Origin of the sequence: Pantoea sp. EA-12, assembly GCF_030053355.1 — a bacterium.
Lineage (GTDB): Bacteria > Pseudomonadota > Gammaproteobacteria > Enterobacterales > Enterobacteriaceae > Pantoea > Pantoea vagans_C.
Window position 1 is genome coordinate 258637 of record NZ_JASGBY010000003.1, and the last position, 22917, is coordinate 281553.

Sequence of the window (22917 nt, forward strand, 5' to 3'; positions counted from 1 at the left end):
AATTGCCAGCCTTTCTGCTGTTACGTCACACGGGTTCCTGATGGTTAAAACCGCACTGAAATTTCGCCTGCATCGCACGGTGATTGTTCTTATCTCGCTGGCCCTGTTAGTGGTGCTGATGCAAGGGGCATCCTGGTTCAGTCTCGGTCATCAAATGGCGCGCTCTGAACAGGTGGAAGAACTGGCGCACACCTTGACGCGTCAGGTGGCGTTTAGCCTAAAACCGCTGATGGACAACAGCGACGATAACCGCACGCAGATCGAAGCTATCCTGGATCAGATGACGGATAACAGCCGCATTTTGGATGCCTCAGTGTATGCCGATGATGGCAGTCTGGTGGCCCACAGCGGCGAAAGCATTAACGTGCGCGACCGTCTGGCGTTGGACGGCAAACGTGCCGGTAGCTACTTCAATCATCAAATTGTGCAGCCGCTGGAAGGCAAAGAGGGACCACAAGGTTTCCTGCGCGTCACCCTCGATACCCACGTACTGGTCACCGAATCGCGCCAGGTGGATAACACCACCAATATCCTGCGCCTGATGATGCTGCTGGCGCTGGCGATTGGCATCATCCTGACCCGTACCTTGCTGCGCGACCGCCGCACCCGTTGGCAGCAGTCTCCGTTCTTGCTCACCGCCAGCCGCGCAGTGAAAGAGGACAAAGAGGAAGAAGAGGCGGTCGCGTCCGCTGAGAATGAAAAAAAGAGTTAAGCCATTTTGTTCAGCGTTGCATCTAACGCAGTTAACTGCTGCAAGGCGTGTGCGGCAATTTGCCGAAAATCGAGGCTGAACTGTTCATCACTTTCAATTGCCTGCCAGTAGGTTTTTGCCATTGCGCTGGCAGCGCGCCATACCTCAGCGGACAACGAGAAATCCAGCGTCAGTTTGACTTCCTCACGCATGTGTCCCTGCGAATTGGGCGCAAGAGCCATCGGCAACATGTCGTAAGCTGGAGTCAGGCTAAAAGGCCCATGTCCGGTGAAGAACGACACATTTCCTGCATGCATATCGCTATTGGCGATAAGGCGACCAAATGCCCATTGCAAGGTGCCACGATGTTGCGACTCATCGTCAATACGATGTTGCAGATGTAACTCTCGCAGCGCATCAGGCCAGTGCTGTGGGTGACCGATAAATTCCGCACTCACCGCTTCCAGTGAAGCCATCTCGTGCCGACCACGCTCACCTGTACGGTCAAAACGCTGCACTTCGAGAAAAAGCTGGTCTTCACTTTCAATTAACTGGCTATCTGCCGCGGCCAGGCCACCGGCATTTAAATGCTGTAATGCCAGATGCTCAGCGCGCAGTAAATCACGCCATCGTTGAGCATTATCGCTTTGCCGTGAGGCAGTGAATTTCACCAGGCAGTGGCGGGCACCGTTTGACGTTTCAGCAAAGCAGAGAAATTTAGGCTGTTCCCCCCCCGCTGACGATCCTGGCTCGTCACCGCTCAACGCATGCTGCGCCAGCTGCGGATAGCGATTGACTTTCTCCACTTCGCGAATGGGGTGCGGAGACGCCTGCAGCAACCAGCGCTGATAAGGGCGCTCACCGATGAGAAACGCACCCGGCATATCGATTCCACCGTTTGCCAGCGCCATTAAGCACTGCTCATCACTCCATAGCCGAATATCATCATTTAATCCCAGCTGTGCTGCATGTTCTCTGCCCCATTGACGACCAATAAATCCCTGCGGTCGCAAGTCCTGTAAGAACCAGGGTAAACCATCATAGAAATGGCCGCGTTCATGCTGATCAAGATACAGGCAACTGCCTTGTGGCCATGTCGGCAACAGATAACCGGCAGAGATGGCCTGCCCTTGAGCGGAAATGCAGTAGAGCGGAAATTTATTTTCACCCCGAATCGGACGGAGCAAAGCATAACGAGTGGCGCGTGCCCGGCCCCATTTAATGATGTGCGGCTGTTGCCGCAGCTGACGCGATAATGTCGCCTGGCTCACGCCCGATCGTTGTAGCAGCTCAGCTGCACTTAGCGGTCCCGCCAGCAAGAAGTTCTGCAAATCCACCATAACCATCATCTCATGAATAGATTCATGAATAGATTTATGCATAGATACTTTCAAAAAAAAAGCCCGCACGGCGGGCTTTTTACGATAAATGCATATCAACAGTGAATAGATACTTTTAGCTGTTGGTCAGCAACGCCTGCAGTTCGGCCAGGTTTTTGACCTGCCAGGTTGGCGTGATGTGTTCCGGCAGCGGACGTGTGCCGTGATCGATCCAGCAGGTTTTCACTCCCGCGTTCATGCCACCCAGAATGTCGGATTCTGGCGTATCGCCCACCATCAGCACGCGGCTACGTTCTGGGTTGCCGAGTAACTGCAATGTATGATCGAAAATCGCCACATCGGGCTTCGGTACACCGACCTGCTCCGAAATGATCAATTCATCAAAGAAGTCACGGAAACCGGTGCGTTCCAGGCGTGCCTGCTGCAACGCGGTAAAGCCGTTGGTGATGATGGCGATTTTCACCTTGCCTTTCAGCGTGTTCAGTAACTCGGCAGCCCCTTCAAGCGGCAAGCAGATCTCCGCCATGGCACCGAGAAAATCACTGTTCAGCACTTCTGGTGCCACGCTGAGTTTCTCACCCCATAGCGTGAAGCGGCGAGTCTGTAGCTGTAAGGCTGAAATGGTGCCGTTTTGGTAATCCACCCACAGCGGTTTATTGATCGCCTGGTAATCCGCGTAATCCTGGTCGCTGAACTGCACGTCATAACGGGCGAACATGCGTTGCAAACCGGCATAGGCGTCAAAATGAAAAAGTGTGTCGTCTGCATCGAACAGAATGCAGTCCCAGTCGTTTAGCATAATGTCCCTTTTTACAGCGTTAGCGCCATGATGATGGCATCTTCACGCCCATTGGCGGTGGGATAATAGTTGGGCCTGATACTGACCTGATGAAAATCGAGCTGTTCGTACAGTGCAATCGCCGGATGATTCGAGGCCCGCACTTCCAGCCACAGCGTCATCACTTCGCGCGCTTCCAGCTCAGCAATCAAATGCTGTAACAGTTGGCGTGCAAACCCGCGGCGCTGAAAATCGGGATCGACGGCGATATTGAACAACGAGGCTTCATCCAGCACCACTTGGGTGATGGCGAATCCTGCCAGTTTACCCTCGGCTTCCAGGCGAAAATTAACAAAACGTTCGCCCTGATTGCTGGCGAAAGTTTGCTCGCTCCACGGAAAAGCGTGGCTACGGCGTTCAATGGCCAGCAGTTGCGGCTGGTCTTCAGGGGTGACTAAAGAGATGGTTGTCATGGTTACACATCTGTTGCCACAGGGCGCGTTTTGCCGCACCGCTGCTGATCAATTCGTTGAAAACGGCAGTGGTAAAGGTGATGCCGTTAAAGGGATGTTCGCTCTCCACGCCCATTAGCCAGCCGGCACAATCGACCTGCTCGGGCAGCATGGGCAGCTGTTCTGGCGTCAGCGTCATGACCTGAGCAGGCTGGATGTTTAGCACGCGCAGCACGTCGCGAATCAGCGGTTCTTGCAACTCAGGAGCCTGTTCAGTCACCATCACCAAACGCGTACCCGGCGTCAGCGTGACAGCAATTTCGCCCTGTAGCACGCGTGGACGCCGCAATTGGTACTGCGTAATCCCCATTTGCTGTAAGAGCCAGTCGCGTCTTGTACTCATGCTGTTACCCGTTATGCTGCCAGAATGCGACGTTATGCTAGCAAACCCATCGAACATGCGCCAACAAAGCACTCTACACAAAATAATTGGAGTCCCCTCATGGGGCCTACTCTTGGTTCAGGAAGGCGGCAAGTACATGAATCCTCAGGAGCTTACTGAAGTAAGTGACTGAGGTGAATGCACGTAGCCAACGCACCTGTAACTTGAAGTATGACGTGTATATAATCGCTGCTCTGATTTAACAGGAGTGTTCCATGTCTGCTTTTACCCCGGCCAGCGAAGTCATTCTGCGCCACAGTGATGAATTTACCACCCGCCATGTGCTTTTTGCTGGCGACCTGCAGGATGACCTGCCTGCCCAGCTGGAAACGGCCTCTACACGTGTGCATACCCAGCAGTACCATCACTGGCAGAACCTGAGCCGTCGCCTTGGTGAACGTGCGGTTTACAGCATGGTAGCGACGGCTGATGATGTCGCTGGCTGCGATACGCTGGTCTATTACTGGACGAAAAACAAGCCCGAAGCGCAGTTCCAGTTGCAGAACCTACTGTCATTACTGCCTGTTGGCTGCGATATTTTTGTCATTGGCGAAAACCGCGCGGGTGTGCGCAGCGCAGAAGGCATGCTGGAAGCGTGGGCGACGCTGGAGAAAGTCGATAGCGCTCGCCGCTGCGGACTGTATCACGGTCGTCTGGATAAGCAGCCAAGCTTCGATGCCAGCAGCTATGGCAACACTTATATGATTGAGCATCTCACTATCCATACGCTCCCTGGCGTGTTCAGCCGCGATGGCCTGGATATCGGCAGCGATCTGCTGCTCTCGACGCTGGAACCGCATGCACGCGGTAAAGTGCTGGATATCGGTTGCGGAAGCGGCGTGCTGGCGACAGTACTGGCACAGATCTCACCGCGCGTACGCCTGTGGTTATGTGATGTTCATGCAGCCGCGATTGAAGCCAGTAAACTCACCTTGGCCGCTAACGAGTTAGAGGGGGAAGTCTTCGCCAGTAACGTCTTCTCAGATGTCACCGGTCGTTTCGATATGATCATCTCTAATCCGCCGTTCCACGATGGCCTGCAAACCAGTCTGGACGCGGCTAACACGCTGATTCGCGGTGCACTCAAGCATCTGAACAGCGGCGGCGAACTGCGTATCGTCGCCAACGCCTTCCTGCCTTATCCGCAAATTCTGGATGAAACCTTCGGCAACCATGAAGTGCTGGCCCAAACCGGGCGCTTTAAGGTGTACCGCGCGGTATACGGTCGTGGTGCTAAAACGCGTTAATGGCGTGATTGCATCAGCGCGACGGTAAAAACGTTGTTTTTTGCAGCAATCGTTTCATCGTCGCGAAATATGTATTGACGCAATGAGTAAAATCTCTAGAATGCGCCTCCGTGGTTAGCAATACTTTAGGGTGTTGCAGGTACGCGATGGTGGCGGAATTGGTAGACGCGCTAGCTTCAGGTGTTAGTGTCCTTACGGACGTGAGGGTTCAAGTCCCTCCCTTCGCACCAATGCGATGGTATAAACAAGAAAAGACAACACAATGCGATGGTGGCGGAATTGGTAGACGCGCTAGCTTCAGGTGTTAGTGTTCTTACGGACGTGAGGGTTCAAGTCCCTCCCTTCGCACCACGTTGTCTTACTTCTCTGGCAGTAAAATCCCCTATTTTTTTAAAATGAAAATATCACGCCTTTGCGTGATGTTGTCGTTTCTGCCGTTCAGCGAACGGCATTAGATGATATGGAAGTTCACCGTGATGGCAGCTGCGCCGCCCGCCAGTGCCAGGCAAGAAGGCAGCAGTAAATAGTGACGTAAACGATGGTGGAACAGCATCACCACCGTGAGCAGCAGCGCAACAATCATCACCACGCGCCACTGACTAAAGCTCGGTTCCCACAACGCAAAAATCGGCAGTGCCGCACACGGCAGTAACACTCCCCAGCCACTGTCCAGGCGCTTACCCATCATCCAGCTCACACCCCATAAGCCGCAGGCGGCCATCATCGCCATGATCATCGCGCAACCCTCAAATGATAAATATTCGTATTATCATATGACAACATTTCTCATCTTGCAGCGATTTTTTTAAGCAAAGCTACGTTGGATGACAGATTTACTGAAAAATGCTAAATTGCCGCCGATAACATTTTTAATAACACAACAATAACGTGCTCACTATCCACTTTACGGGGTTAATTCCCTCGGGTAGCGCTTTGATATTTCAGGGCTGTCACGAGTAATAATAATGAAATTACAATCTTATGATGAGTTGAAACACAGCAAATATCGGCTTTCGCTGATGCTTTTTTTGTTTTTGAATGTCGCCGTTTCGCTTTTTTGCCTGTTACCGTTTTTAGGCACAGATAGCCCGGTAAGTTCGCTGCCAGTGGGGTTGGTTGCCGCTTTTAGCCTGACATTACTGACGATCTGTTTAGTGATGCCAAAACAAAAATTACCGCTATTAAATCCTGTCGCCCTGATATTAGGTGCACTGTGGGCCTGGCATATTAACCATAGATACCATCAGGTTTTTTATTTTGATGGCAGCTTTTTAATAATCAGTTTGTTAAGCGTGTTCTTTGTCAGTGCCATTGCGCTGAGTGATTATTTGATTGCATTCTGTTTACACATCACGCCGCCAGTATTAACGGTGCTGTTATTGGATGATGGCCAGCATTTAGTGATGATCATATTCACGATTGCCCTGCCATTAATCGGTTTCTCATTGCACCATTTAATGCGCCGCCGCTTTGATATGTTTACGCGACGCCTGGTGAGCCAACTGTATGAGGAAAAAGAGAGTTTCAGCGATTTGAGTATGCTTGATCCGCTGACGGGCCTCTACAACCGCCGCGGGCTAAAAAATCGACTGGATACCATCATGGAAAACCATGCGGGTAGTCATTATGTGTTGTTGCTGGATATCGATCACTTCAAAGCCTATAACGACAACTATGGCCATGCGATGGGCGACCAGGCCCTGGCGCGCGTCTCCGTTGCCATTCGTGATGCGGTGCGCTCCCGTGATGTGGTGACACGTTACGGTGGGGAAGAGTTTCTGGTGTTGATGACCAACGTCAACGCCTCGATTGCGATGAAACTGGCAGAGCGGATACGTCAGTACGTGGTGGATTTAGAGATCCCCCACCGCTTTAACGAAAAGGTCTCTACTCATGTCACCATCAGTGCGGGCATCGCCCCGATTTTCGCTGAAGATTTTGATCAGGCGGTGTCCAATGCAGATCGTGCACTGTACGTGGCGAAAAATCAGGGCCGAAACACTATTCTGGCGTGGGAAGATTTGCCGAAACTGAGTTCGGTGAGCAGCGAGTTACAATAAAATCAGATACATCACATAGCGGCGCGATGTATCGCGCTGTTTTTTTATGTGTACCAAACCAGGCGGGATAAATTCCAGCGTTACGATGGTTGTGCTGATGACATCTTGTCCATTAATCTGGTAACGATTATCATTTGTTTCTCGATTCCCGTTATCACTCAGGACCGGCATGCCGATTATCACGCGTCAGGATCATCGCTACAGCGAGCATCCCCTGATCTTTATGCAGAGCGACCGCACTTTAGCGAGCGCGCTGGAAGATCTGGTGCGCGATCAACGCAGCTACATGCTGGATAACGTGAAACTTGGACAACCCGCCCCGGCCGGAACTTTGACGCTCGCTGAGTGGTCGACACCCGTGCATTATCGCCGCCTGACCCAGCGCTACAGCGATTACCTGTATCGCAATCACCCTGATGTGCAGCAGGAAGCCAAGCCGCTGCAATCACTGTGGGCGCAGTGGTATTTTGGATTGCTGCTCTCACCGCTGATGCTGATGCTATTGCAGGAACCACGGGCACTGAGCTGCGCACCACATCTGATTCATGTCGAGTTCCACGAGAATGGTCATCCCTGCGCCTTCTGGATTGATGTGCAGGAAGACAGTGAGGCTCGCTACCTCAGCGCACAGCAGCGTATCGATCGCCTGATCCAGCAATGTCTGATACCCGCCGTCAACGGCATGACGCAGCACGGGGATATCAATGCGAAACTCATCTGGAACAACATGGGTTTCTCATTTTACTGGTTCCTGGGTGAGCTGAAAAACCAACTGCCTGAGCACGTCATAGCGCAGTTGCAACAGGCGCTGTTCTTTACCCAGACACTCTTAGATGGCAGTGACAACCCGCTGTACCGCACCATGATCCCGCGCAACGGTGAAATGGAACGTCGCAGTTGCTGCCAGCGCTATCGCATTCCTGATGTTGAACGTTGTGGTAACTGCACGTTAAAAGTGGTTTAACCTCCGCGCATTCTGTTACAGATTCTCTTTTTATCTCGTTTACACTTTTCCCCCCTTATGGCAGCTTTTAGTCTCTGTTTTAGCCGGAGAAAAAAATGAGCCTGGAGTCGGTACGGCACTTCTTTGCCGAACATGCACCTGATATCGATATCATCGAGATGCCGGAGAGCACCGCCACGGTAGAACTGGCCGCACGCGTTCATGGCGTGATGCCTGGGCAAATCGCCAAAACCCTGTCGTTGAAAGTGAAAGATGCCATTGTGCTGATTGTTACGCGCGGTGATGCCCGCCTTGACAACCGCAAGCTGAAAGCCGCGCTCGGTGCCAAGGCACGCATGCTCAGCGTTGATGAAGTGGTGAACTGGACCGGTCATCCGGTGGGTGGCGTTTGCCCGTTCGGATTAGAGAATCCCCTGACCGTCTATTGTGATGTGACGCTGCGCAGCTTTGATGAAGTGTTGCCCGCTGCTGGCTCAATCCACAGCGCCGTGCGCATTTCACCGCAGCGAATGGCTGACCTCACTGCGGCGAAATGGATTGACGTCTGCGAAGCGCTCTAACGTTGCTCGCGCGCCACAGCACCAGAGATTTCGATGCCGCGTGTCTCCCGTCCAAAGGCGACAAACACGCAAATCAGTACCGCCACCGTCCCTGCAACAATGGCCATCCCGAGGCCATAGTTGCCGCCGTGGGCCTCTGCAATCCGTGACTGCAAGGTCGCATTGACGGAGGCAATCAGATTACCCAGTTGATAAACAAAGCCTGGCAGCACCGCACGGGCGTTTGCCGGCACCAGCTCGGTAAGATAGGTAGGCACCACCCCCCACGCGCCTTGAACCATGAATTGCATCAGGAATGCACCGATGCCAATCATCCACGAGCCGCTTGAAAACGCCCACAATGGCAGCACCGGCAGCGCGAGGAAAGACGCCAGAATAATAGCTTTCTTGCGGCCAATACGTTCTGACAATGCGCCAAAGGTTATCCCGCCGAGCATCGCCGCAATGTTGTAGCTGATAGCGATAATACTGACGGTATGGGGATCAAACTGATGCTGCACCTTCAGGAAGGTGGGATAGAGATCCTGTGTACCGTGGCTAAAGAAGTTAAAGCAGGCCATCAGCAGTACCATATAGATACAGATCTTCCAGTGCTGACGAATGATCGGTAGCAGCGCCGTGCTCTCTTTTCTCTCACGCGCTGCCAGCCACACCGGCGATTCCGGCACTTTGAAATAGATAAATGGCAGCAGCAGAATCGGCAACGCGCCAATCAGGAACATACCTCGCCAGCCCACCGCTTCGAAAAACAGCCCAAAAATAATCGATGCCAGCAGATAACCGCAGGGATAGCCTGCCTGGAAAATACCGGACATCAAACCACGTGAGCGGTCGGGAATGGTTTCCATCGCCAGAGACGAGGCCACACCCCAGATTCCGCCCATTGCCACGCCGTAAATCACGCGGAACGCCAGGAAGGCAGAGAAATTGGGTGACCATGCCGACAGCAGTTCGAACAGTGAAAACATCACGATATTAAGCATCAGAATCGGGCGTCGGCCATATTTCTCAGCAAGACGACCAAAAATCAATGCGCCAATCGGTCGTACCGCAAGCGTGAGCATAATGGCAATGGAAACATCGGAGACGCTGGTGTTGAAATACTGGGCAAGATCGCTGAGTACAAACACCAGGATAAAGAAATCGAACGCATCCAGCGTCCAGCTGGCGAAACTGGCAAAAGCCACGTTTCGCTGGGTCGCAGTCCAGTTGAACATAGGGGTATCCTGTCTGATTGCTTCCGGTTCATTGACCGGAATTTATTGGAACGTTATCCAGCAAATGGTTTCACTGGTTATTATTGTGTTAACCATTTGTATATAGCATGTCAGAAAGACCGGCTGCGGCGGGGAATTGTCAGGGAGTGATTCGCGGTGTAAGGAAGCGTGTCGGAGGGTGAGGATAGTGCACCGCAAGGTCGCGGTGCCTTTTATTGCACATCGTTCAGCGTTTCAACCGATTAAATGCCTGCTCGATCATCTCCAGCAGTAACGGATTATTCACGCTGTGCATCACATGCACCAACGCGCCGGTTTGCTCAGGCACGCCGATATCCAATCGCAAGGGTAAACGATAGCGCCAGCTTTTGCCCCGCGTGGCACCGGCACGCAGTTCAATATCGACATGATAATCGACCCCATCCGCCACTCGTTGATTCAGCAACCAGGCAACCACCAGCGCATCATGGATCCAACAGCCAGGCAAATGACGTGTACGAATGGAGTAGTCAATCCACGGGCGCAGCGTCTCGCGCACAAACTGCGGTAGAGGATGGTCATTGGCGGTGAGGCGGTTAAGATCCTGATGCGTCATCAGCGTTTGCGTGGTCGCATCCATCGGCACCAGGGTGATAGTGGCACCGCTGTGTAACACCTGGTGGGCCGCTTCCGGATCAAGGCCAAAATTGGTGTCTTTGATGTAATCATCCAACGCAAAGACGCCGCCCATGATGACAATCTCTGCCACCGATTCCGCCATCTGTGGATATCGCTGCAGCGCCAGCGCCACATTGGTCAAGGGGCCGATGGCTACCAGCGTAAACTCACCGGGGTTATCGCAAATCAACTGCCCCATCACGCCAGCAGCATCATTGCCATCAGCCGCCAGCACCTGTGGCTGACGCACGCCACGCCATAGTTCGCCGAGTTTCTCGTCCTGCACGCCATCAAGGCGGGCGCGCCACGGCGCCGGGTCTTCACGCAGCGCCTGCAATGCCCCCTGCACCACCGGAATATTGAGGCCAAGGCGTTGCAACAGGTCTTTAGCCACCTGCGCGCCCACGGCGCTCGGTGTATTACCGGTGACCGTCGTAATCAGCTCTACTGATAGCGAAGGTGAAGCCAGCGCTAATGCCAGCGCAAGGCCGTCATCAGTGTTCGCACCTGCAATTCCATTCCCCGGATCACAATCAATAATCAGTCTTTTCATAATGTTATAAGTTTATTTTTGTTGGATAAGCTGGCAGCCGCAGGACTCACCGAGTTCGAGATAGTGAGGAAACTCTGCCAGTTGTGCGTCGCCATCCCAATTTTTCAGCATGGCAATAGCGCTGCGAGCCATTTCACGCAGCGGTTGACGTACGGTGGTCAGCGTGGGGACATGAAACGCAGATTGATCGGTCCCGTTGAAGCACACCAGCGCGACATCTTGCGGCACGCGCAAACCGTGCTCAGAGAGCGCACGGATGCAGCCAATTGCCTGACCTTCATTACTGGTAAACAGGGCGCGCGGAACACGTCCGCTCGCCAGCATACGCTTGGCAGCATCGTAACCGCCCTGCCGCGTAAAGTTGGCTGGGAAAATCAGGGTTTCATCAATCGGTAAGCCCTGTTCTGTCATCGCCTCCCGCCAGCCCTGAATACGGTCCTGAGCATTAAGCATCTCCAGCGGACCGCTGATGATGCCAACCTGCTGATAACCGTGGCTCAGTAAATGCGCCGTGACCTGACGTGAAGCTTCTTTTTCATTAACGCGCAACATGCTGACGCCCGGGCGCGGCTCGACGCGGTCCAGCATAACCAACGGCGTTCCACTGGCCTGAATCACATCAATGTAGGGATGCCGATCAACGCTGTTATAAAACAGCCCATCAACCTGACGATTTAATAATCCCTGGATCAGTTCCAGTTCGCGTTTACGATCGTCCCCGGCATCACCCAGCAACATCACGTGGCCGTGGTTAAGCGACTCCTGCAACAGCATATGCGCCATCGAAGCGACAAAGGGGTTGCTGATATTCGGCACCACCAACCCAAAAGTCTTGGTGCTGCCAGATGCCAGCGCACGCGCCACGGCATTGGGCCGATAACCGGTTTGTTTGATCGCATCCAGTACACGCTGGCGCGTCGCTTCCGCCACCGGACGTGGACCGTTATTAATGACGTAGCTCACCACCGCCACTGAGGTTCCAGCGACTTTTGCCACATCACTGCGTGTCACATTTCCGCTTGGGGATTTCGCCAAGGATCTTGCCTCTGTATCAATGCCATTGGCCGGAGAATCCGGCCAATGGCGATGGTTAACTCACAACCTCTGAGCGCTAAATGGCATCTTCCGGGAGATTTAAATCGCGCCCGCGCGTTTCGGGTGCCACAAAAGTCGTGAGGAATCCGATGCTCGCCATCGCCGAGAAGTACACGGCAATCGCCCACCAGTGACCGGTGTAAGACAACAGCGCTGCAGCCACTAAAGGTGCCGTTCCACCTGAAAGGATAGACCCTAGCTCTTTCGCTACCGCCATCTTGGTGTAACGGTGTTTGACACCAAACATCTCAACGCCCCACGCAGCCTGCACGCCAAAAATGCCCAGCGAAGCCAGTGCCATACCGACCACAATCACCGGAATCACGATGGCCGGATCATGGCTATCCATCAGACTAAAGGCGGGCCAGGCGTAGATCATCAGCAACAGGCAGAAGCTACGATAGGTAATGCGGCGACCAAAGCGGTCTGATAACCAACCGGCAAAAGGAATGATCAGGAAACCCAGCACCGAGGCGATAAACACCGCGGTGGTCGGCACCGATTTATCGAGCATCAGCACTTTGGCGACGTAGCCCACAATAAAGCCCTGCGCCAGATATGAAGGACCGTTTTCTCCGATGCGCAAACCCACCATGGTCCAGAAAGCACGGCTGCGTTGCCAGAAGCTGCGGGTATCAATCTCGGAAGCAGCCTGTTGCAAGGTGGCATTACGCTCGGCCTGCAATGCCGCCTGCTGGCGTTCAAAGACCGGGGTTTCACGCAGGTGACGACGAAGCCACAGTGCGACCACCGCGATCAGCACACTGCTGAGGAATGGGATGCGCCAGCCCCAGGCAAGCAGGCTTTCTTTATCCATCTGAATCACCGCCAGCCACACCAGTGAGGCGATCAGCGTGCCGCTGTTGGAGCCGAGTGCAATAACAGAGGAGACCAGACCACGACGCTCAACCGGTGCATATTCACCTAGCATCACGGTGCCGCCTGAAAGCTCTGCCCCTGCGCCCAGGCCTTGCGTAAAGCGCAGCAACACCAGACAAGCAGGCGCCCATACGCCAATGGTCGCGTAGGAAGGAATTAAGCCAATTAAAGTGGTGGAAGCACCCATCAGGATGATGGTGGCGATCATGACGGTTTTTCGGCCTTTGCGATCGCCTATCCAACCAAACAGCAGCGCGCCGATGGGACGGGCAATAAAGCCGACCGACCAGGTGGCAAAGCTGGACAACAACGCCATTGTCGGGGTGGCATTGGGGAAGAATACATCGCCAAAAATGATGCCGGCAGCCAGACCATAGAGCGCGAAATCCGCGTATTCCATGGCAGTGCCCAGCCAACATGAGAAAGTAGCGCGCCAGAAATCTTTGCGGCCAGAGGGGGTTTCCAACCGCGCATCGGCAGCTGAAGTGGAGGTCAGTGAAGTTTGTTGCGAAACGGATTGATGTACCGTCATAACCCTTTCCCTGAAATAGGTGAAAACAGCAAACGCCCTTCCGTGGGTCGATTCCCTTGCAACAAGCGGAACACCCCGGTGACGACGTTCAGTAGGCAAACCTGGATGAAAGTCAAAGAATTCCCCTGGTGTTGGAATTCGCTTATTCGCCTGTTCTCGCCGATGTTATTTTCATCGATCGCATTAGTAAGGCAAATGTAACTGGGTCATCTCAAGGCCAACTTCGTCTTTGGCACCGTGAGCTATCACTGTGTGCACAGTCTATCTACGCGCGTAGATAAATCAAGTGATAAAAGTAAAAACAATTAATTTATCTTTACTATAACTCGGAATTAAAAGGCAAAAATGGCGTCAATTCATGACATTACATCTCACACGCCTGAGTCATCATTCGTCAAACTGCACGTTATTAACGATGAATGCTTATCATTGGCAGAGTGGCAGCTGATCTTTCATCGCGGTTTTTTTCGCACAATACAGTTAAGCTTTGATGACAATTGCGAATTAATCTTAAAACGGGCTTGCCTACGCGGTTTAGCCGACGCCTGCATTACACTGGATAAAAATCAATCAGGACGCTTATGACTATCATCCTTATGCGACACGGCAAACCTGACCATCCGGTGAGCGGACGCTTCTCCGCGCGAGCGTTGGCTGACTGGTGCGAAGGATACGACCTCGCTGACATTTGCGACTCGCCACCGGCGCGCAGCAGGGCGATTGCGCATCTGGCCAGCGTGATTGCCTCCAGTCCGCTGCCACGCGCACGCTCATCCCTGGCACGTCTCGGTTTGCAGCCGCATGCCGTGGATGACATTTTCAGCGAAGTGGCGATGCCCCTGCTGCCGTTTGAGCGCCTGCATCTGCCGCTGACGGTCTGGCTGGCACTGTTGCGCCTGTTATGGCTGTGTGGTTATGCCGGGCATGTGGAATCGGTTAAACACGCGCGAGAACGCGCGCGTCAGGCCGCAGACAAGTTGGTCACGCTGTCCAAACAGGGCACCGTTTTGTTAGTCGGCCATGGCATCATGAACAAATTGATTGCACGTGAGTTACGTAAGCGCGGCTGGCAAGCTGAGAAACATGCCAGCAGCCGCCACTGGAGCAGCGCGATTTACCACCGCCCATTCATTTAAGCTGGAAATAACTCAATATTTCACACCCCTTCCCCGCCGTCGGTGTAGCAACCACCTTCATCTGCTGCAAATCAATCACGCTCAACGAACCATCACCTTCATTGGCGATCAACAGCGTGCGGTTGTCTGCGCTGAAACAGCCATCCATGGGTTTATTGCCAACCGGAATGTCACCCAGCGGATTGAGCAGATCGTCAAACAACGTCACCAACGGCTCCTGATCGCCAATCGCCACCAAGCGCTCGCCGTTGGCACTAAAACGCACCACCTGACAGGGTCGCTGATGGCCTGACAATCTGATGCGCTGACGAATACGGTGACTTTGGCGATCGACCACATATAACAACGGCGCATCTGCGGCGCTCGCCACTAAATAGGGATGCTTTGGTGAAGCCGCAATACCCGCGATGGGGCCAGGCATCAGAATATTATCGATGATGCGCCCTTCTGCCTCACACAGATCCACCACCGTGATGCTCGCGTCTTCCTCGTTCTCAGTAAACAACTTGCGCCCGCTGGGAGACAACGTCAGCCGATGGGCATTGTGTGAAGGCAGGGTGATCACTTTCTCGACTTTGTCGGTTAAAGGATCGATAACGGCCACGGCCGCACTGTTTTCACAACAGAGATAGACTTTACCATCACGCCCTAATTGGCCACTGTGGGGGGATTGCAGCGGCGATAAATCGATAAAACCGCTGATCTGGCGCTGGCGTAAATTGATCACAGCCACTTTATGGCCCGGATGCGGGTTGTCACCGTGAATGCCATCGCCATAGATCGGCACATAGGCCTTCTCCTGTTCGGGTAGCATCAATAGCTCATGCGGACGCGGCGGAAACGCATTCAACTCCTGCTGCACAGCATAGGTATCGGGATCGAGAAACAGGACACGATTCCCCTGTTTATCCACCGCCAGTAACCCACGGGTGTATGACTGCATAATGCCTCCTTTGTGTTAACCCAGTGGTGTAAGCGTAGCTAATCGGCATCAAGCAAGGGCAAATCCCTGCCAGGCCAGCAGAAAATGTAGCCGCCTTAACCGGTCGGATCAGCGGACACTTTTAATCCAGGCCGCAGCTATCGCCATGCGCACGTTATTTTATTAGGAATAGTCCTAATGATAATTAATTAAAGATTCAGCAATCAACGCACTTATTTATCGAAAATTTTATGCTTAACGGATCCTTCATTTTCCGGTTTATCTGAAAGCAAAAAAAAGTAATAGCCTCTAAGGCCAGAATGTTTTATTAAGCTGAGGTGAGTACTTTTTACACACAGCCGTGAGGAAACATAAGAGCGCTTAAGCCGCCAGCATCAGGGAATCCTTGCCACCATAATCACAATAATTAGGTGCATCATGAAAACAAAACGCCTCCAGCCAGCGCTTGCGCTCTGGCAGAACTGGAAAAGAATTGCCTTTACCAGCCAGACCTTACTACAGAAAAAACAGCATACTGCGCTCTGCGCGCCGGAGTACGATCCTAGCGAAGAGGACAATATCGTGTTGTTTTCTGGCGAGAAAGCCTTGCCGGAGATCCCGAAAAAAGTCTGGATGTATTGGGATGATGAGTATTTACCGAAATCAATGATGTTAAATATTCAAAAATTACGAAAAGATAATCCCGATCACGATATTTATTTATTAAATCGTTTAACAGTAAAAGAAGTGTTGCCTGATTTTATTTTCACTTCAACGCAATTAAGCAAACAGCAGAAAAGCGAAGTCATTCGTCTGGAACTGTTATTACGCTACGGCGGCATTGCCATTGATTGCAGCACACTGTTATTTGAAGATCTATCTTGGGTGCATCGTGCCCATCAGGATCGCCGTATGGATGTCATTGGTTACTATCGCGAAATTTCTACCGTCAATTATCTGGCACCGGTGATTGAAAACTGGTTCCTCGCGGCCGCACCTAACAATCCGTTTATTCGCGAATGGCAGAAGCAGTACGCGCCGATTAAAAACCTTGGCGAGCAAAACTACTTCATCGAGCTCGCAAAGCGCGATGACTATGCGTTGCTAACACAAAAAATTGAGCAACCCCAACATCAGTTGGGTTCACTGGCGCAACAAGCGGCCATGCGCGAATATCGTCGCGTTAACCTCTATCTGCGAAAATGTGAAGCCAACGCTTACTACTATCAACGCTTGAGCGGCTGGAAAAGTGAAGCCTTTGCCCATGCGGTGTTATTCAACCAACGCCCAATGACACCGCCGCCGGTGATCAAATTGAGCGGCAATGAGCAACTACATCTCGACTTTAACCTGCGCTTAGGTAACTACAACCGCAGTAGCCTGTTAGGTGAGATGATGCAACCGCAGGCCACTGTTGCACTGGCTTCAGCCATCAACAAAGCGCGCGCGTAGCCAGTGGACAAAGGTGGTGACCGCCCGTGGCACCTGTGCGGCATACGGGCGCACCACCCATAAGCGGTCGGCGAAAGCATCCACCGTTTGCCACTGCGGCAGAACCTGTGAAAGCGTCCCTGCGGATAACGCGGCGGTCGCGCTGAAATCCGGCAGCATGGCGATCCCAAGCCCTTGCAGCGCGGCATCGCGAATTGACTCGCTATTATTGGTGGCGAAATTCCCCTGAATCTTCACCTGTACGGTCTCGCTTCCCCCGTTAAGAGGACGGAAACGCCATTGCGGTGACTCCAGCCCGCGCGGATAGTACAAACAGTTATGTTGCAGAAGTCCCTCGGGTGTCTGTGGTACGCCATTTTGTGCCAGATAAGCGGGCGAGGCCACCAGCAACGCTTTCGTCTCACATAGCGGCAATGCCACATGGGTTTCCGGCAATGTCTGGCTGTGGCGAATCGCCAGATCAAACCCTTCACTGCCGAGCGAGACCAAACGGTCGGTCACGTCCAGTTGCAGACGTACCTGAGGATATTCTCTGAGGAAATCGCCGATAATCGGCACCAGCTGCTGACGGGCAAACGCCACGGGCGCACTCACCCGCACCAGACCCCTTACCGGCCCGGCTTCATCACGCACGCTGAAAAAGCTTTGTGCAATGCGCGCAAAAGGGTCACGCAATTCATCCACCAGCTTTTCACCGGCTGAGGTCAACCGCACGCTACGGGTGGTGCGCTGCACCAGCGAAACGCCCGCCATCTCTTCCAGCTCTTTAATCTTTTGACTCATGGCTGCTTTGCTGACGTCTAATCGTTCAGCTGCACGAGTAAAACTGCCCAACTCGGCTAAAACAGTAAGCCAATGTAAATGCACCCAGAGGGCATCAGTTTTGATTTCTTTCATCGGTATTGTTCAAAATAATAAATAATCATTTCAACCAGCACGCTTTTTCTTTCCTGCAGCAAGCGGCAGCATAGAGCCACATCCTACTCTTATCTTGTGAGCAAAAACGAGGGTTTATTTATGCCGTTATTGACATTTGACATCATTCAGGGCCGTTCAGAATCAGAGGTCCGTACCTTACTGGACGCTGCGCATCGCGCCGTGCTGACTGCGTTTAAAGTGCCCGCACGCGATCGCTATCAGATTGTTCATGAAAACAAAAGCTACCAAATGGTTTTTCAGGACACTGGACTGGGATTTGAACGCACCGATAACCTGGTGATGGTACGGGTTTATACCAGCCCGAGAAGTGAAGAACAGAAATCGTTATTCATGGCAGAGTTAGCACGCGAGCTTTTAGAAAATTGTGGCGTAAAGGGCACCGATCTGATGATTAGTTTTATCACTAACAGTAAAGGCGACTGGAGCTTTGCTGACGGTGAAGCGCAGTACCTTACTGGCAAACTCTAATCTCCTCTCCCTTCCCTCGCTGGCAGCCACGGTGACGTTGCTGCCAGGTAAAACCATAGTCAGCTTAAACCCGCATTAAACGAATCGGAATGCGCCGCACAAATCTGTTTGGTTATGTTGCAGCCCTGTGACAGCCTGGATAAATTGACGCATAACCCCCAAAGAGGGCCGTGGGCGCAAGGATTGCGTCACTCTTCAATGTGAGGATCTGATCTTGTCCGAGATAGTTTCGGTTGTTCTCTTTTTGGCTGCAATCGCCGTTTACTCCTACAAAGCCGGGCGAAATAAATTCTGGTTTATCCTGATCTTGCTGTTGTTAACACTGTTTATCGTGCTCAACGCCACGCTGTATGCCAGCAACTATTTTACCGGCGACGGCATTACCGATGCAGTGCTTTACACCTTAACCAACAGTTTGACCGGAGCAGGTATCAGCAAATATGTGGTGCCCGCCATTGGATTAATCATTGGCCTGTTCCTGTTATTTTGCCTGCTTTCCTGGCTGCTGCGCCGCCGAAAACGGCCGCATAATCTAGGTTGGAGTCTACTGGCGATTGCCTGTGCCGCCGGTTCAGTGCAAACCACACCTGCTTTTCGCCAGGTGAAGGATCTTATTGCCTCGCATACGCAGCAGGCAGACACTGATTTCGATGATTATTATAAAACGCCCAAAAAGGTCATCGCCGAACCCAAGCTCAACCTGGTGTATATCTACGGCGAGAGTCTTGAGCGCACCTACTTTGATCAGCAAGCCTTTCCCGGCCTGGCACCTGAGCTCAGTCGTGAGAAAGATCAGAGCATCGACTTTAGCGAGACCGAGCAGCTGCCTGGTACGGATTACACCATTGCCGGTATGGTCGCTTCACAATGTGGCATTCCGTTGTTTGCGCCTTTTGATGGTAATGCGTCGGCTTCGCTCTCCAGCTTCTATCCACAGAACATCTGTCTGGGTGACATCCTGAAGAACTCCGGTTATGAAAACTGGTTTATTCAGGGGGCCGACCTGCGCTTCGCCGGAAAAGATACCTTCCTGAAATCACACGGGTTCTCCCCCGCGAATATGTATGGTTCGCAGGAGCTGCAAAACCGCGTGACCGATCCCAGTTATCGTAACAACTGGGGCTACTACGATGACACGGTGATGGACGAAGTGTTCGAGAAGTATCAGGAGCTGTCGCGTCAGCAGAAACGCTTTGCTCTGTTTACGCTTACAGTGGACACCCATCATCCCGATGGTTTTATCTCACGTAGCTGTCAGCGGAAAAGCTACAGCTACGACGGCAAACCAAACCAATCTTTCAGTGCTGTTGCCTGTTCGCAAGAGCATGTTGCACGTTTGATCGAGCGCATCAAAGCCTCACCCTGGTTTAAAAATACCATCATCGTCGTGAGCTCCGATCATCTGGCGATGAACAACACCGCGCATCAATACCTGATTAAACAGCCACGCCGCGACCTGTTTATGGTTATCCGTGGCGATCAACCTCAGGCAGAAGTGTTAACGGGCAAACGTAGCACCCTGGATAATGGCGCCACGGTGCTGGATATCTTGGGCGGTGACAATGCCATTGGTCTGGGCCGCAGTGGGTTATCTTCAACCTCTCTGTCGACCCAGTTCCAGGACATGACACAGAAGGTCACTGCGTGGAAAGCTGACATCATTCAGTTGTGGAATTTCCCGAAAAAACTGGATGCCTTTACCATCGATCAGCAAAAAAATACCTTCAGTTTCTCCGGTTCAACCTTCAAATTGCCGATTCTGTTTCGCGTGGGCAGCGATCGTGTTGAGCCGCTGCCCGAGGGGGAATACTCGGCACCGCTGCGTTTCCAGCTGGCTGATTTCACATCTTCCGATAAATTCGTCTGGGTCGATCGCTGCTTTAAAATGGGCCGTTTGTGGCAACCTGATTTAGCGCTGTCTACCGACCTCTGCCTTGCGATGGGCCAAATGGGTGCGCAGCCCACCGTCACGCGCATAGATAAACCGCTGTGGAAAGGCAAAGCCAGTTTCCCCAAAGCCGAAGTCAGTGCTGCGACCTATCAACTTAATGAGCAGCAGATACGCATTGAGGACAATGCTATTCGCTACCAGGCAGACAGTTTCTTACTGACCGTACCGGGCGCACCCAACGGCGTGAAGAATTTTAAAGGGATATCACGCCCTGAGAGCTGGGGGCGCTGGTCAAACGCCAATCTGGCACCGGAGGTCAACATCGAATATGTCGATCCCCTACCGGCACGATTTGATGTGGTGATCACCGCACGTGCTTTCGGTCCGAACGCGCATCGTCCCATCCCGGTGCGCGTCGGTGATGAGGAGCAGCAGCTTAATCTGGGTGATGATTTCTCCACCACCACGCTGCATTTCAACAATCCTAACGGAAGCCGTAATTTGGTTATTACGCCACCTGAGCCACAACTCTCCAATGAGGGTAATATCACCGGGCAGGACCCACGCAAATTGGGTATTGGCATGGTAGATATAAAAATCGTCCCAACGCAGTAGCAACATAAAATATTATGTCACTCTTACCATTGGAGTGACATAATATTTCCAACGGTCACATATTATATATTTTGGATCTTTTAAGTGCAGCATGCACAATCCTTGATTTCGTCCTGATTTATTTTTCCCTGCATCGATGAAACACATGCAATAACAACCCCTTCAACCCCGCATAGATACTCAATTGTGCAAACAATTAATTTACCCAATGAACTATGACGTCTTAAAACTTATTCTGGCACGCAACATGCTTATAAACCCTTGAGCGAATATATAAATCAATTAAATGACCAGATCGCAGAGGTAATTTATGGCATCGAGCGGATTAAAACAAAAATTAGGGTTAGTCGATTTATCCTTGTTAGGCATAGGATCGATGATTGGCTCCGGGTGGCTGTATGCAGCATTAAACAGCTCAAGCTACGCCGGTAGTAATACTGGCTGGGCCTGGGTATTAGGTGCTGTGATAGTGCTGTTAATCGGGCTGGTCTATGCTGAACTCTCCTCCGCCATTCCCCGTGCTGGGGGCTTTGTCCGTTATCCCAATTACTCGCACGGTAATATCGTGGGCTTTGTGATTGGCGTCAGTTCATTACTGGCGTATACCAGCACGGCGGGGGTCGAAGTTGAAGCCGTGCGTCAGTACGCGCTTTATTGGTGGCCAGCGTTAGGCCACAGTGATGGCAGCCCAACCGGGCTCGGTTTTGCCGTGCAAATTGGTTTGTTAGTGGCCTTCTTTTTACTCAATTACTGGAGTGTCAGCTTCTTTGGCCGCGTGAATACCATTATCACCACGTTTAAATTTATCGTCCCTCTGTTAACCATTATCACCCTGCTGCTCTATTTCCACGCCCCTAACCTTTCCGTGCCTCCCGCACCTCCGGGTGGCGCTCATGGTGTTTTCTCTTCATTAACCGGGGCGGGAATTGTTTTTGCCTATCTCGGCTTTCGCCAGGCCGTTGATTTCGCCAGTGAGGCGAAAAATCCTCAACGCAATGTCCCCCTGGCGATTGGCATTGCGATTGCGGTGAGCTTTGTGATTTATCTGGCGTTGCAGTATGCCTTTATGGGTGCAGTGCCGACAGACGTGCTTAATCAACATGGATGGGCCGGCTTGAAGCAGGTATTCCAGTCTCCTTATGCTGATTTAGCACGCAGTCTGGGGTTAACCTGGCTTATCAACTTAATACTGATCGATGCGGTCATCTCGCCTGCTGGCACCGGCAATATTTATCTGGCGGGCGCTGCGCGCGTGCTCTTTGCGTGGGCACGTAATGGCCATCTGTTTAAGGTGTTTGGCAAAGTGGATGCTAAGTCTGGCGTGCCGCGTGGTGCGTTATGGTTATCACTGCTGTTGGCTATCGTCTGGACACTCCCTTCAGAATTTCAGGTCTGGGGAGGCTTAATTGGCGCAGTGACCTCAGCCACCGTCTTCACCTATATGCCTGGCCCAATTACGCTTGGTGCTTTTAGAAATCACCTTCCAGGACTTAAGCGTCCCTTCCACTTGCCAGTTGCCGCTGTTTTGAGCCCGCTGGCGTTTGTCGCCAGTACTCTGCTGATTTACTGGAGTGGCTGGTCAGTAAACGAAATCCTGGTGCCAATTTTAATGGTGGCATGGATTGGCTATGCGATTTTTGGCAAGAAGAACAGTGAATTCCAGCAAGATCTCCGATGCGCCTGGTGGCTGTTGGCCTACTACATTGCGATCCTGGTCATTTCGATGCTGGGCAGCTATGGCGGCAGCGGCATAATCAGCTCACCTTTGGATATGATCCTGACGATCGTAGCTGCTCTGGTGTGTTACTTCTGGGGGGTTAAGGCCAGTTTACCTAAACCTGATATCAGTGATGACGAGGAAGACACCCCCACTTCCGACCTCTCGGTGAGTAAAAAATACGCCGCCAATTAACCCCTCAAGCCTGCTTATTTAAGCAGGCTTTTTCTTATACGAAAAATCGTTACCCTTTGTACTAATTGATTTTTTTCGAGGCATCGCGCAAAATAACAACGATTACATAGGTAAA

The 22917-nt window shown here is 52.3% G+C and carries 21 protein-coding genes and 2 tRNA genes; 12 read left to right on the forward strand and 11 right to left on the reverse strand.

From position 1 onward, the window contains the following. Positions 1-40 precede the first annotated feature (40 nt). Positions 41-712 carry a YtjB family periplasmic protein gene (locus QMZ30_RS06370; RefSeq protein ID WP_283226756.1) on the forward strand — a complete coding sequence of 224 codons (672 nt, stop codon included), beginning with the start codon at positions 41-43 and terminating at the stop codon, positions 710-712. Here the strand turns inward: QMZ30_RS06370 and yjjJ are convergent. The 4 genes from yjjJ to QMZ30_RS06390 form a co-directional block, all read right to left on the reverse strand. Continuing rightward, positions 709-2031, reverse strand: a complete 1323-nt coding sequence (gene yjjJ / locus QMZ30_RS06375) for a type II toxin-antitoxin system HipA family toxin YjjJ (protein WP_283226856.1) — start codon at positions 2029-2031, stop codon at positions 709-711. The genes QMZ30_RS06370 and yjjJ overlap by 4 nt on opposite strands. A 115-nt stretch (positions 2032-2146) precedes the next feature. Next, positions 2147-2830 carry a pyrimidine 5'-nucleotidase gene (yjjG, locus tag QMZ30_RS06380; protein WP_283226757.1) on the reverse strand — a complete coding sequence of 228 codons (684 nt, stop codon included), beginning with the start codon at positions 2828-2830 and terminating at the stop codon, positions 2147-2149. A gap of 11 nt (positions 2831-2841) precedes the next feature. Continuing rightward, positions 2842-3282 carry a ribosomal protein S18-alanine N-acetyltransferase gene (rimI, locus tag QMZ30_RS06385; protein WP_283226758.1) on the reverse strand — a complete coding sequence of 147 codons (441 nt, stop codon included), beginning with the start codon at positions 3280-3282 and terminating at the stop codon, positions 2842-2844. Beyond that, positions 3254-3664 carry a DNA polymerase III subunit psi gene (locus QMZ30_RS06390; RefSeq protein ID WP_039329530.1) on the reverse strand — a complete coding sequence of 137 codons (411 nt, stop codon included), beginning with the start codon at positions 3662-3664 and terminating at the stop codon, positions 3254-3256. The genes rimI and QMZ30_RS06390 overlap by 29 nt, the downstream gene beginning before the upstream one ends. 254 nt (positions 3665-3918) lie before the next feature. On the opposite strand from QMZ30_RS06390, the gene rsmC reads away from it, so the two are divergent. The 3 genes from rsmC to QMZ30_RS06405 all read left to right on the forward strand — a co-directional run bounded on the left by rsmC (position 3919) and on the right by QMZ30_RS06405 (position 5301). Then, positions 3919-4950, forward strand: coding sequence for a 16S rRNA (guanine(1207)-N(2))-methyltransferase RsmC (gene rsmC / locus QMZ30_RS06395; protein ID WP_039329532.1), 1032 nt, complete (start codon positions 3919-3921; stop codon positions 4948-4950). Positions 4951-5093: 143 nt separating this feature from the next. Beyond that, positions 5094-5180, forward strand: a tRNA-Leu gene (locus tag QMZ30_RS06400). Positions 5181-5214: 34 nt separating this feature from the next. Continuing rightward, a tRNA-Leu gene (locus tag QMZ30_RS06405) sits at positions 5215-5301 on the forward strand. A 100-nt stretch (positions 5302-5401) separates the two neighbouring features. Here the strand turns inward: QMZ30_RS06405 and QMZ30_RS06410 are convergent. After that, entirely contained in the window at positions 5402-5686 is a 285-nt protein-coding gene (locus QMZ30_RS06410) for a DUF1435 domain-containing protein (protein WP_039329534.1), read from the reverse strand. A 229-nt stretch (positions 5687-5915) separates the two neighbouring features. Here QMZ30_RS06410 and QMZ30_RS06415 point away from each other — a divergent pair, with 229 nt between their 5' ends. From QMZ30_RS06415 to QMZ30_RS06425, 3 genes are all read left to right on the forward strand, one after another. Beyond that, entirely contained in the window at positions 5916-7010 is a 1095-nt protein-coding gene (locus QMZ30_RS06415; protein WP_283226759.1) for a GGDEF domain-containing protein, read from the forward strand. Positions 7011-7179: 169 nt separating this feature from the next. Continuing rightward, the gene (gene fhuF, locus QMZ30_RS06420; RefSeq protein WP_283226760.1) at positions 7180-7974 is read left to right on the forward strand and encodes a siderophore-iron reductase FhuF; all 795 of its coding nucleotides are present in this window, start codon (positions 7180-7182) and stop codon (positions 7972-7974) included. A gap of 95 nt (positions 7975-8069) precedes the next feature. Continuing rightward, the gene (locus QMZ30_RS06425) at positions 8070-8534 is read left to right on the forward strand and encodes a YbaK/EbsC family protein (RefSeq protein WP_283226761.1); all 465 of its coding nucleotides are present in this window, start codon (positions 8070-8072) and stop codon (positions 8532-8534) included. Here the strand turns inward: QMZ30_RS06425 and QMZ30_RS06430 are convergent. From QMZ30_RS06430 to QMZ30_RS06445, 4 genes are all read right to left on the reverse strand, one after another. Continuing rightward, the gene (locus tag QMZ30_RS06430) at positions 8531-9751 is read right to left on the reverse strand and encodes an MFS transporter (protein ID WP_039329544.1); all 1221 of its coding nucleotides are present in this window, start codon (positions 9749-9751) and stop codon (positions 8531-8533) included. The two genes, QMZ30_RS06425 and QMZ30_RS06430, sit on opposite strands and share 4 nt — an antisense overlap. Positions 9752-9977: 226 nt before the next feature. Then, a complete protein-coding gene (locus QMZ30_RS06435; protein ID WP_283226762.1) occupies positions 9978-10961 on the reverse strand; it encodes a nucleoside hydrolase in 984 nt (327 codons plus the stop codon). 12 nt (positions 10962-10973) lie between these two features. After that, entirely contained in the window at positions 10974-11996 is a 1023-nt protein-coding gene (locus tag QMZ30_RS06440; protein WP_283226763.1) for a LacI family DNA-binding transcriptional regulator, read from the reverse strand. 76 nt (positions 11997-12072) lie between these two features. Beyond that, positions 12073-13467, reverse strand: a complete 1395-nt coding sequence (locus QMZ30_RS06445; RefSeq protein ID WP_283226764.1) for an MFS transporter — start codon at positions 13465-13467, stop codon at positions 12073-12075. Positions 13468-14048: 581 nt separating this feature from the next. Here QMZ30_RS06445 and QMZ30_RS06450 point away from each other — a divergent pair. Further along, complete coding sequence (locus QMZ30_RS06450; protein WP_283226765.1) at positions 14049-14603, forward strand: histidine phosphatase family protein; 555 nt, start codon at positions 14049-14051, stop codon at positions 14601-14603. Here QMZ30_RS06450 and QMZ30_RS06455 read toward each other — a convergent pair. Beyond that, entirely contained in the window at positions 14596-15546 is a 951-nt protein-coding gene (locus QMZ30_RS06455) for a YncE family protein (protein ID WP_283226766.1), read from the reverse strand. The two genes, QMZ30_RS06450 and QMZ30_RS06455, sit on opposite strands and share 8 nt — an antisense overlap. A gap of 417 nt (positions 15547-15963) precedes the next feature. Between QMZ30_RS06455 and QMZ30_RS06460 the strand changes: the two genes are divergently transcribed. Next, the gene (locus tag QMZ30_RS06460; RefSeq protein WP_283226767.1) at positions 15964-16977 is read left to right on the forward strand and encodes a glycosyltransferase family 32 protein; all 1014 of its coding nucleotides are present in this window, start codon (positions 15964-15966) and stop codon (positions 16975-16977) included. On the opposite strand, the gene QMZ30_RS06465 is transcribed toward QMZ30_RS06460, so the two are convergent. Continuing rightward, entirely contained in the window at positions 16951-17874 is a 924-nt protein-coding gene (locus QMZ30_RS06465; RefSeq protein WP_283226768.1) for a LysR family transcriptional regulator, read from the reverse strand. The genes QMZ30_RS06460 and QMZ30_RS06465 overlap by 27 nt on opposite strands. A 120-nt stretch (positions 17875-17994) precedes the next feature. On the opposite strand from QMZ30_RS06465, the gene QMZ30_RS06470 reads away from it, so the two are divergent. The 3 genes from QMZ30_RS06470 to QMZ30_RS06480 all read left to right on the forward strand — a co-directional run bounded on the left by QMZ30_RS06470 (position 17995) and on the right by QMZ30_RS06480 (position 22802). After that, positions 17995-18384, forward strand: coding sequence for a tautomerase family protein (locus QMZ30_RS06470; protein WP_283226769.1), 390 nt, complete (start codon positions 17995-17997; stop codon positions 18382-18384). Between the two features lie 214 nt (positions 18385-18598). Beyond that, entirely contained in the window at positions 18599-20890 is a 2292-nt protein-coding gene (gene opgB / locus QMZ30_RS06475) for a phosphatidylglycerol--membrane-oligosaccharide glycerophosphotransferase (RefSeq protein WP_283226770.1), read from the forward strand. A gap of 310 nt (positions 20891-21200) precedes the next feature. Then, positions 21201-22802, forward strand: coding sequence for an APC family permease (locus QMZ30_RS06480; protein ID WP_283226771.1), 1602 nt, complete (start codon positions 21201-21203; stop codon positions 22800-22802). Positions 22803-22917 lie beyond the last annotated feature (115 nt).

Bases quoted from the DNA above. Each gene is read 5' to 3' on its own strand.
- QMZ30_RS06480 (WP_283226771.1), top strand. From the start codon at position 21,201: ATGGCATCGAGCGGATTAAAACAAAAATTAGGGTTAGTCGATTTATCC.
- QMZ30_RS06460 (WP_283226767.1), top strand. From the start codon at position 15,964: ATGAAAACAAAACGCCTCCAGCCAGCGCTTGCGCTCTGGCAGAACTGG.
- QMZ30_RS06450 (WP_283226765.1), top strand. From the start codon at position 14,049: ATGACTATCATCCTTATGCGACACGGCAAACCTGACCATCCGGTGAGC.
- QMZ30_RS06370 (WP_283226756.1), top strand. From the start codon at position 41: ATGGTTAAAACCGCACTGAAATTTCGCCTGCATCGCACGGTGATTGTT.
- rsmC (WP_039329532.1), top strand. From the start codon at position 3,919: ATGTCTGCTTTTACCCCGGCCAGCGAAGTCATTCTGCGCCACAGTGAT.
- fhuF (WP_283226760.1), top strand. From the start codon at position 7,180: ATGCCGATTATCACGCGTCAGGATCATCGCTACAGCGAGCATCCCCTG.
- QMZ30_RS06430 (WP_039329544.1), bottom strand. From the start codon at position 9,751: ATGTTCAACTGGACTGCGACCCAGCGAAACGTGGCTTTTGCCAGTTTC.
- yjjJ (WP_283226856.1), bottom strand. From the start codon at position 2,031: ATGGTGGATTTGCAGAACTTCTTGCTGGCGGGACCGCTAAGTGCAGCT.
- QMZ30_RS06415 (WP_283226759.1), top strand. From the start codon at position 5,916: ATGAAATTACAATCTTATGATGAGTTGAAACACAGCAAATATCGGCTT.
- QMZ30_RS06425 (WP_283226761.1), top strand. From the start codon at position 8,070: ATGAGCCTGGAGTCGGTACGGCACTTCTTTGCCGAACATGCACCTGAT.
- QMZ30_RS06410 (WP_039329534.1), bottom strand. From the start codon at position 5,686: ATGATCATGGCGATGATGGCCGCCTGCGGCTTATGGGGTGTGAGCTGG.
- rimI (WP_283226758.1), bottom strand. From the start codon at position 3,282: ATGACAACCATCTCTTTAGTCACCCCTGAAGACCAGCCGCAACTGCTG.
- QMZ30_RS06455 (WP_283226766.1), bottom strand. From the start codon at position 15,546: ATGCAGTCATACACCCGTGGGTTACTGGCGGTGGATAAACAGGGGAAT.
- yjjG (WP_283226757.1), bottom strand. From the start codon at position 2,830: ATGCTAAACGACTGGGACTGCATTCTGTTCGATGCAGACGACACACTT.
- QMZ30_RS06390 (WP_039329530.1), bottom strand. From the start codon at position 3,664: ATGAGTACAAGACGCGACTGGCTCTTACAGCAAATGGGGATTACGCAG.
- QMZ30_RS06445 (WP_283226764.1), bottom strand. From the start codon at position 13,467: ATGACGGTACATCAATCCGTTTCGCAACAAACTTCACTGACCTCCACT.
- QMZ30_RS06465 (WP_283226768.1), bottom strand. From the start codon at position 17,874: ATGAAAGAAATCAAAACTGATGCCCTCTGGGTGCATTTACATTGGCTT.
- QMZ30_RS06470 (WP_283226769.1), top strand. From the start codon at position 17,995: ATGCCGTTATTGACATTTGACATCATTCAGGGCCGTTCAGAATCAGAG.
- QMZ30_RS06435 (WP_283226762.1), bottom strand. From the start codon at position 10,961: ATGAAAAGACTGATTATTGATTGTGATCCGGGGAATGGAATTGCAGGT.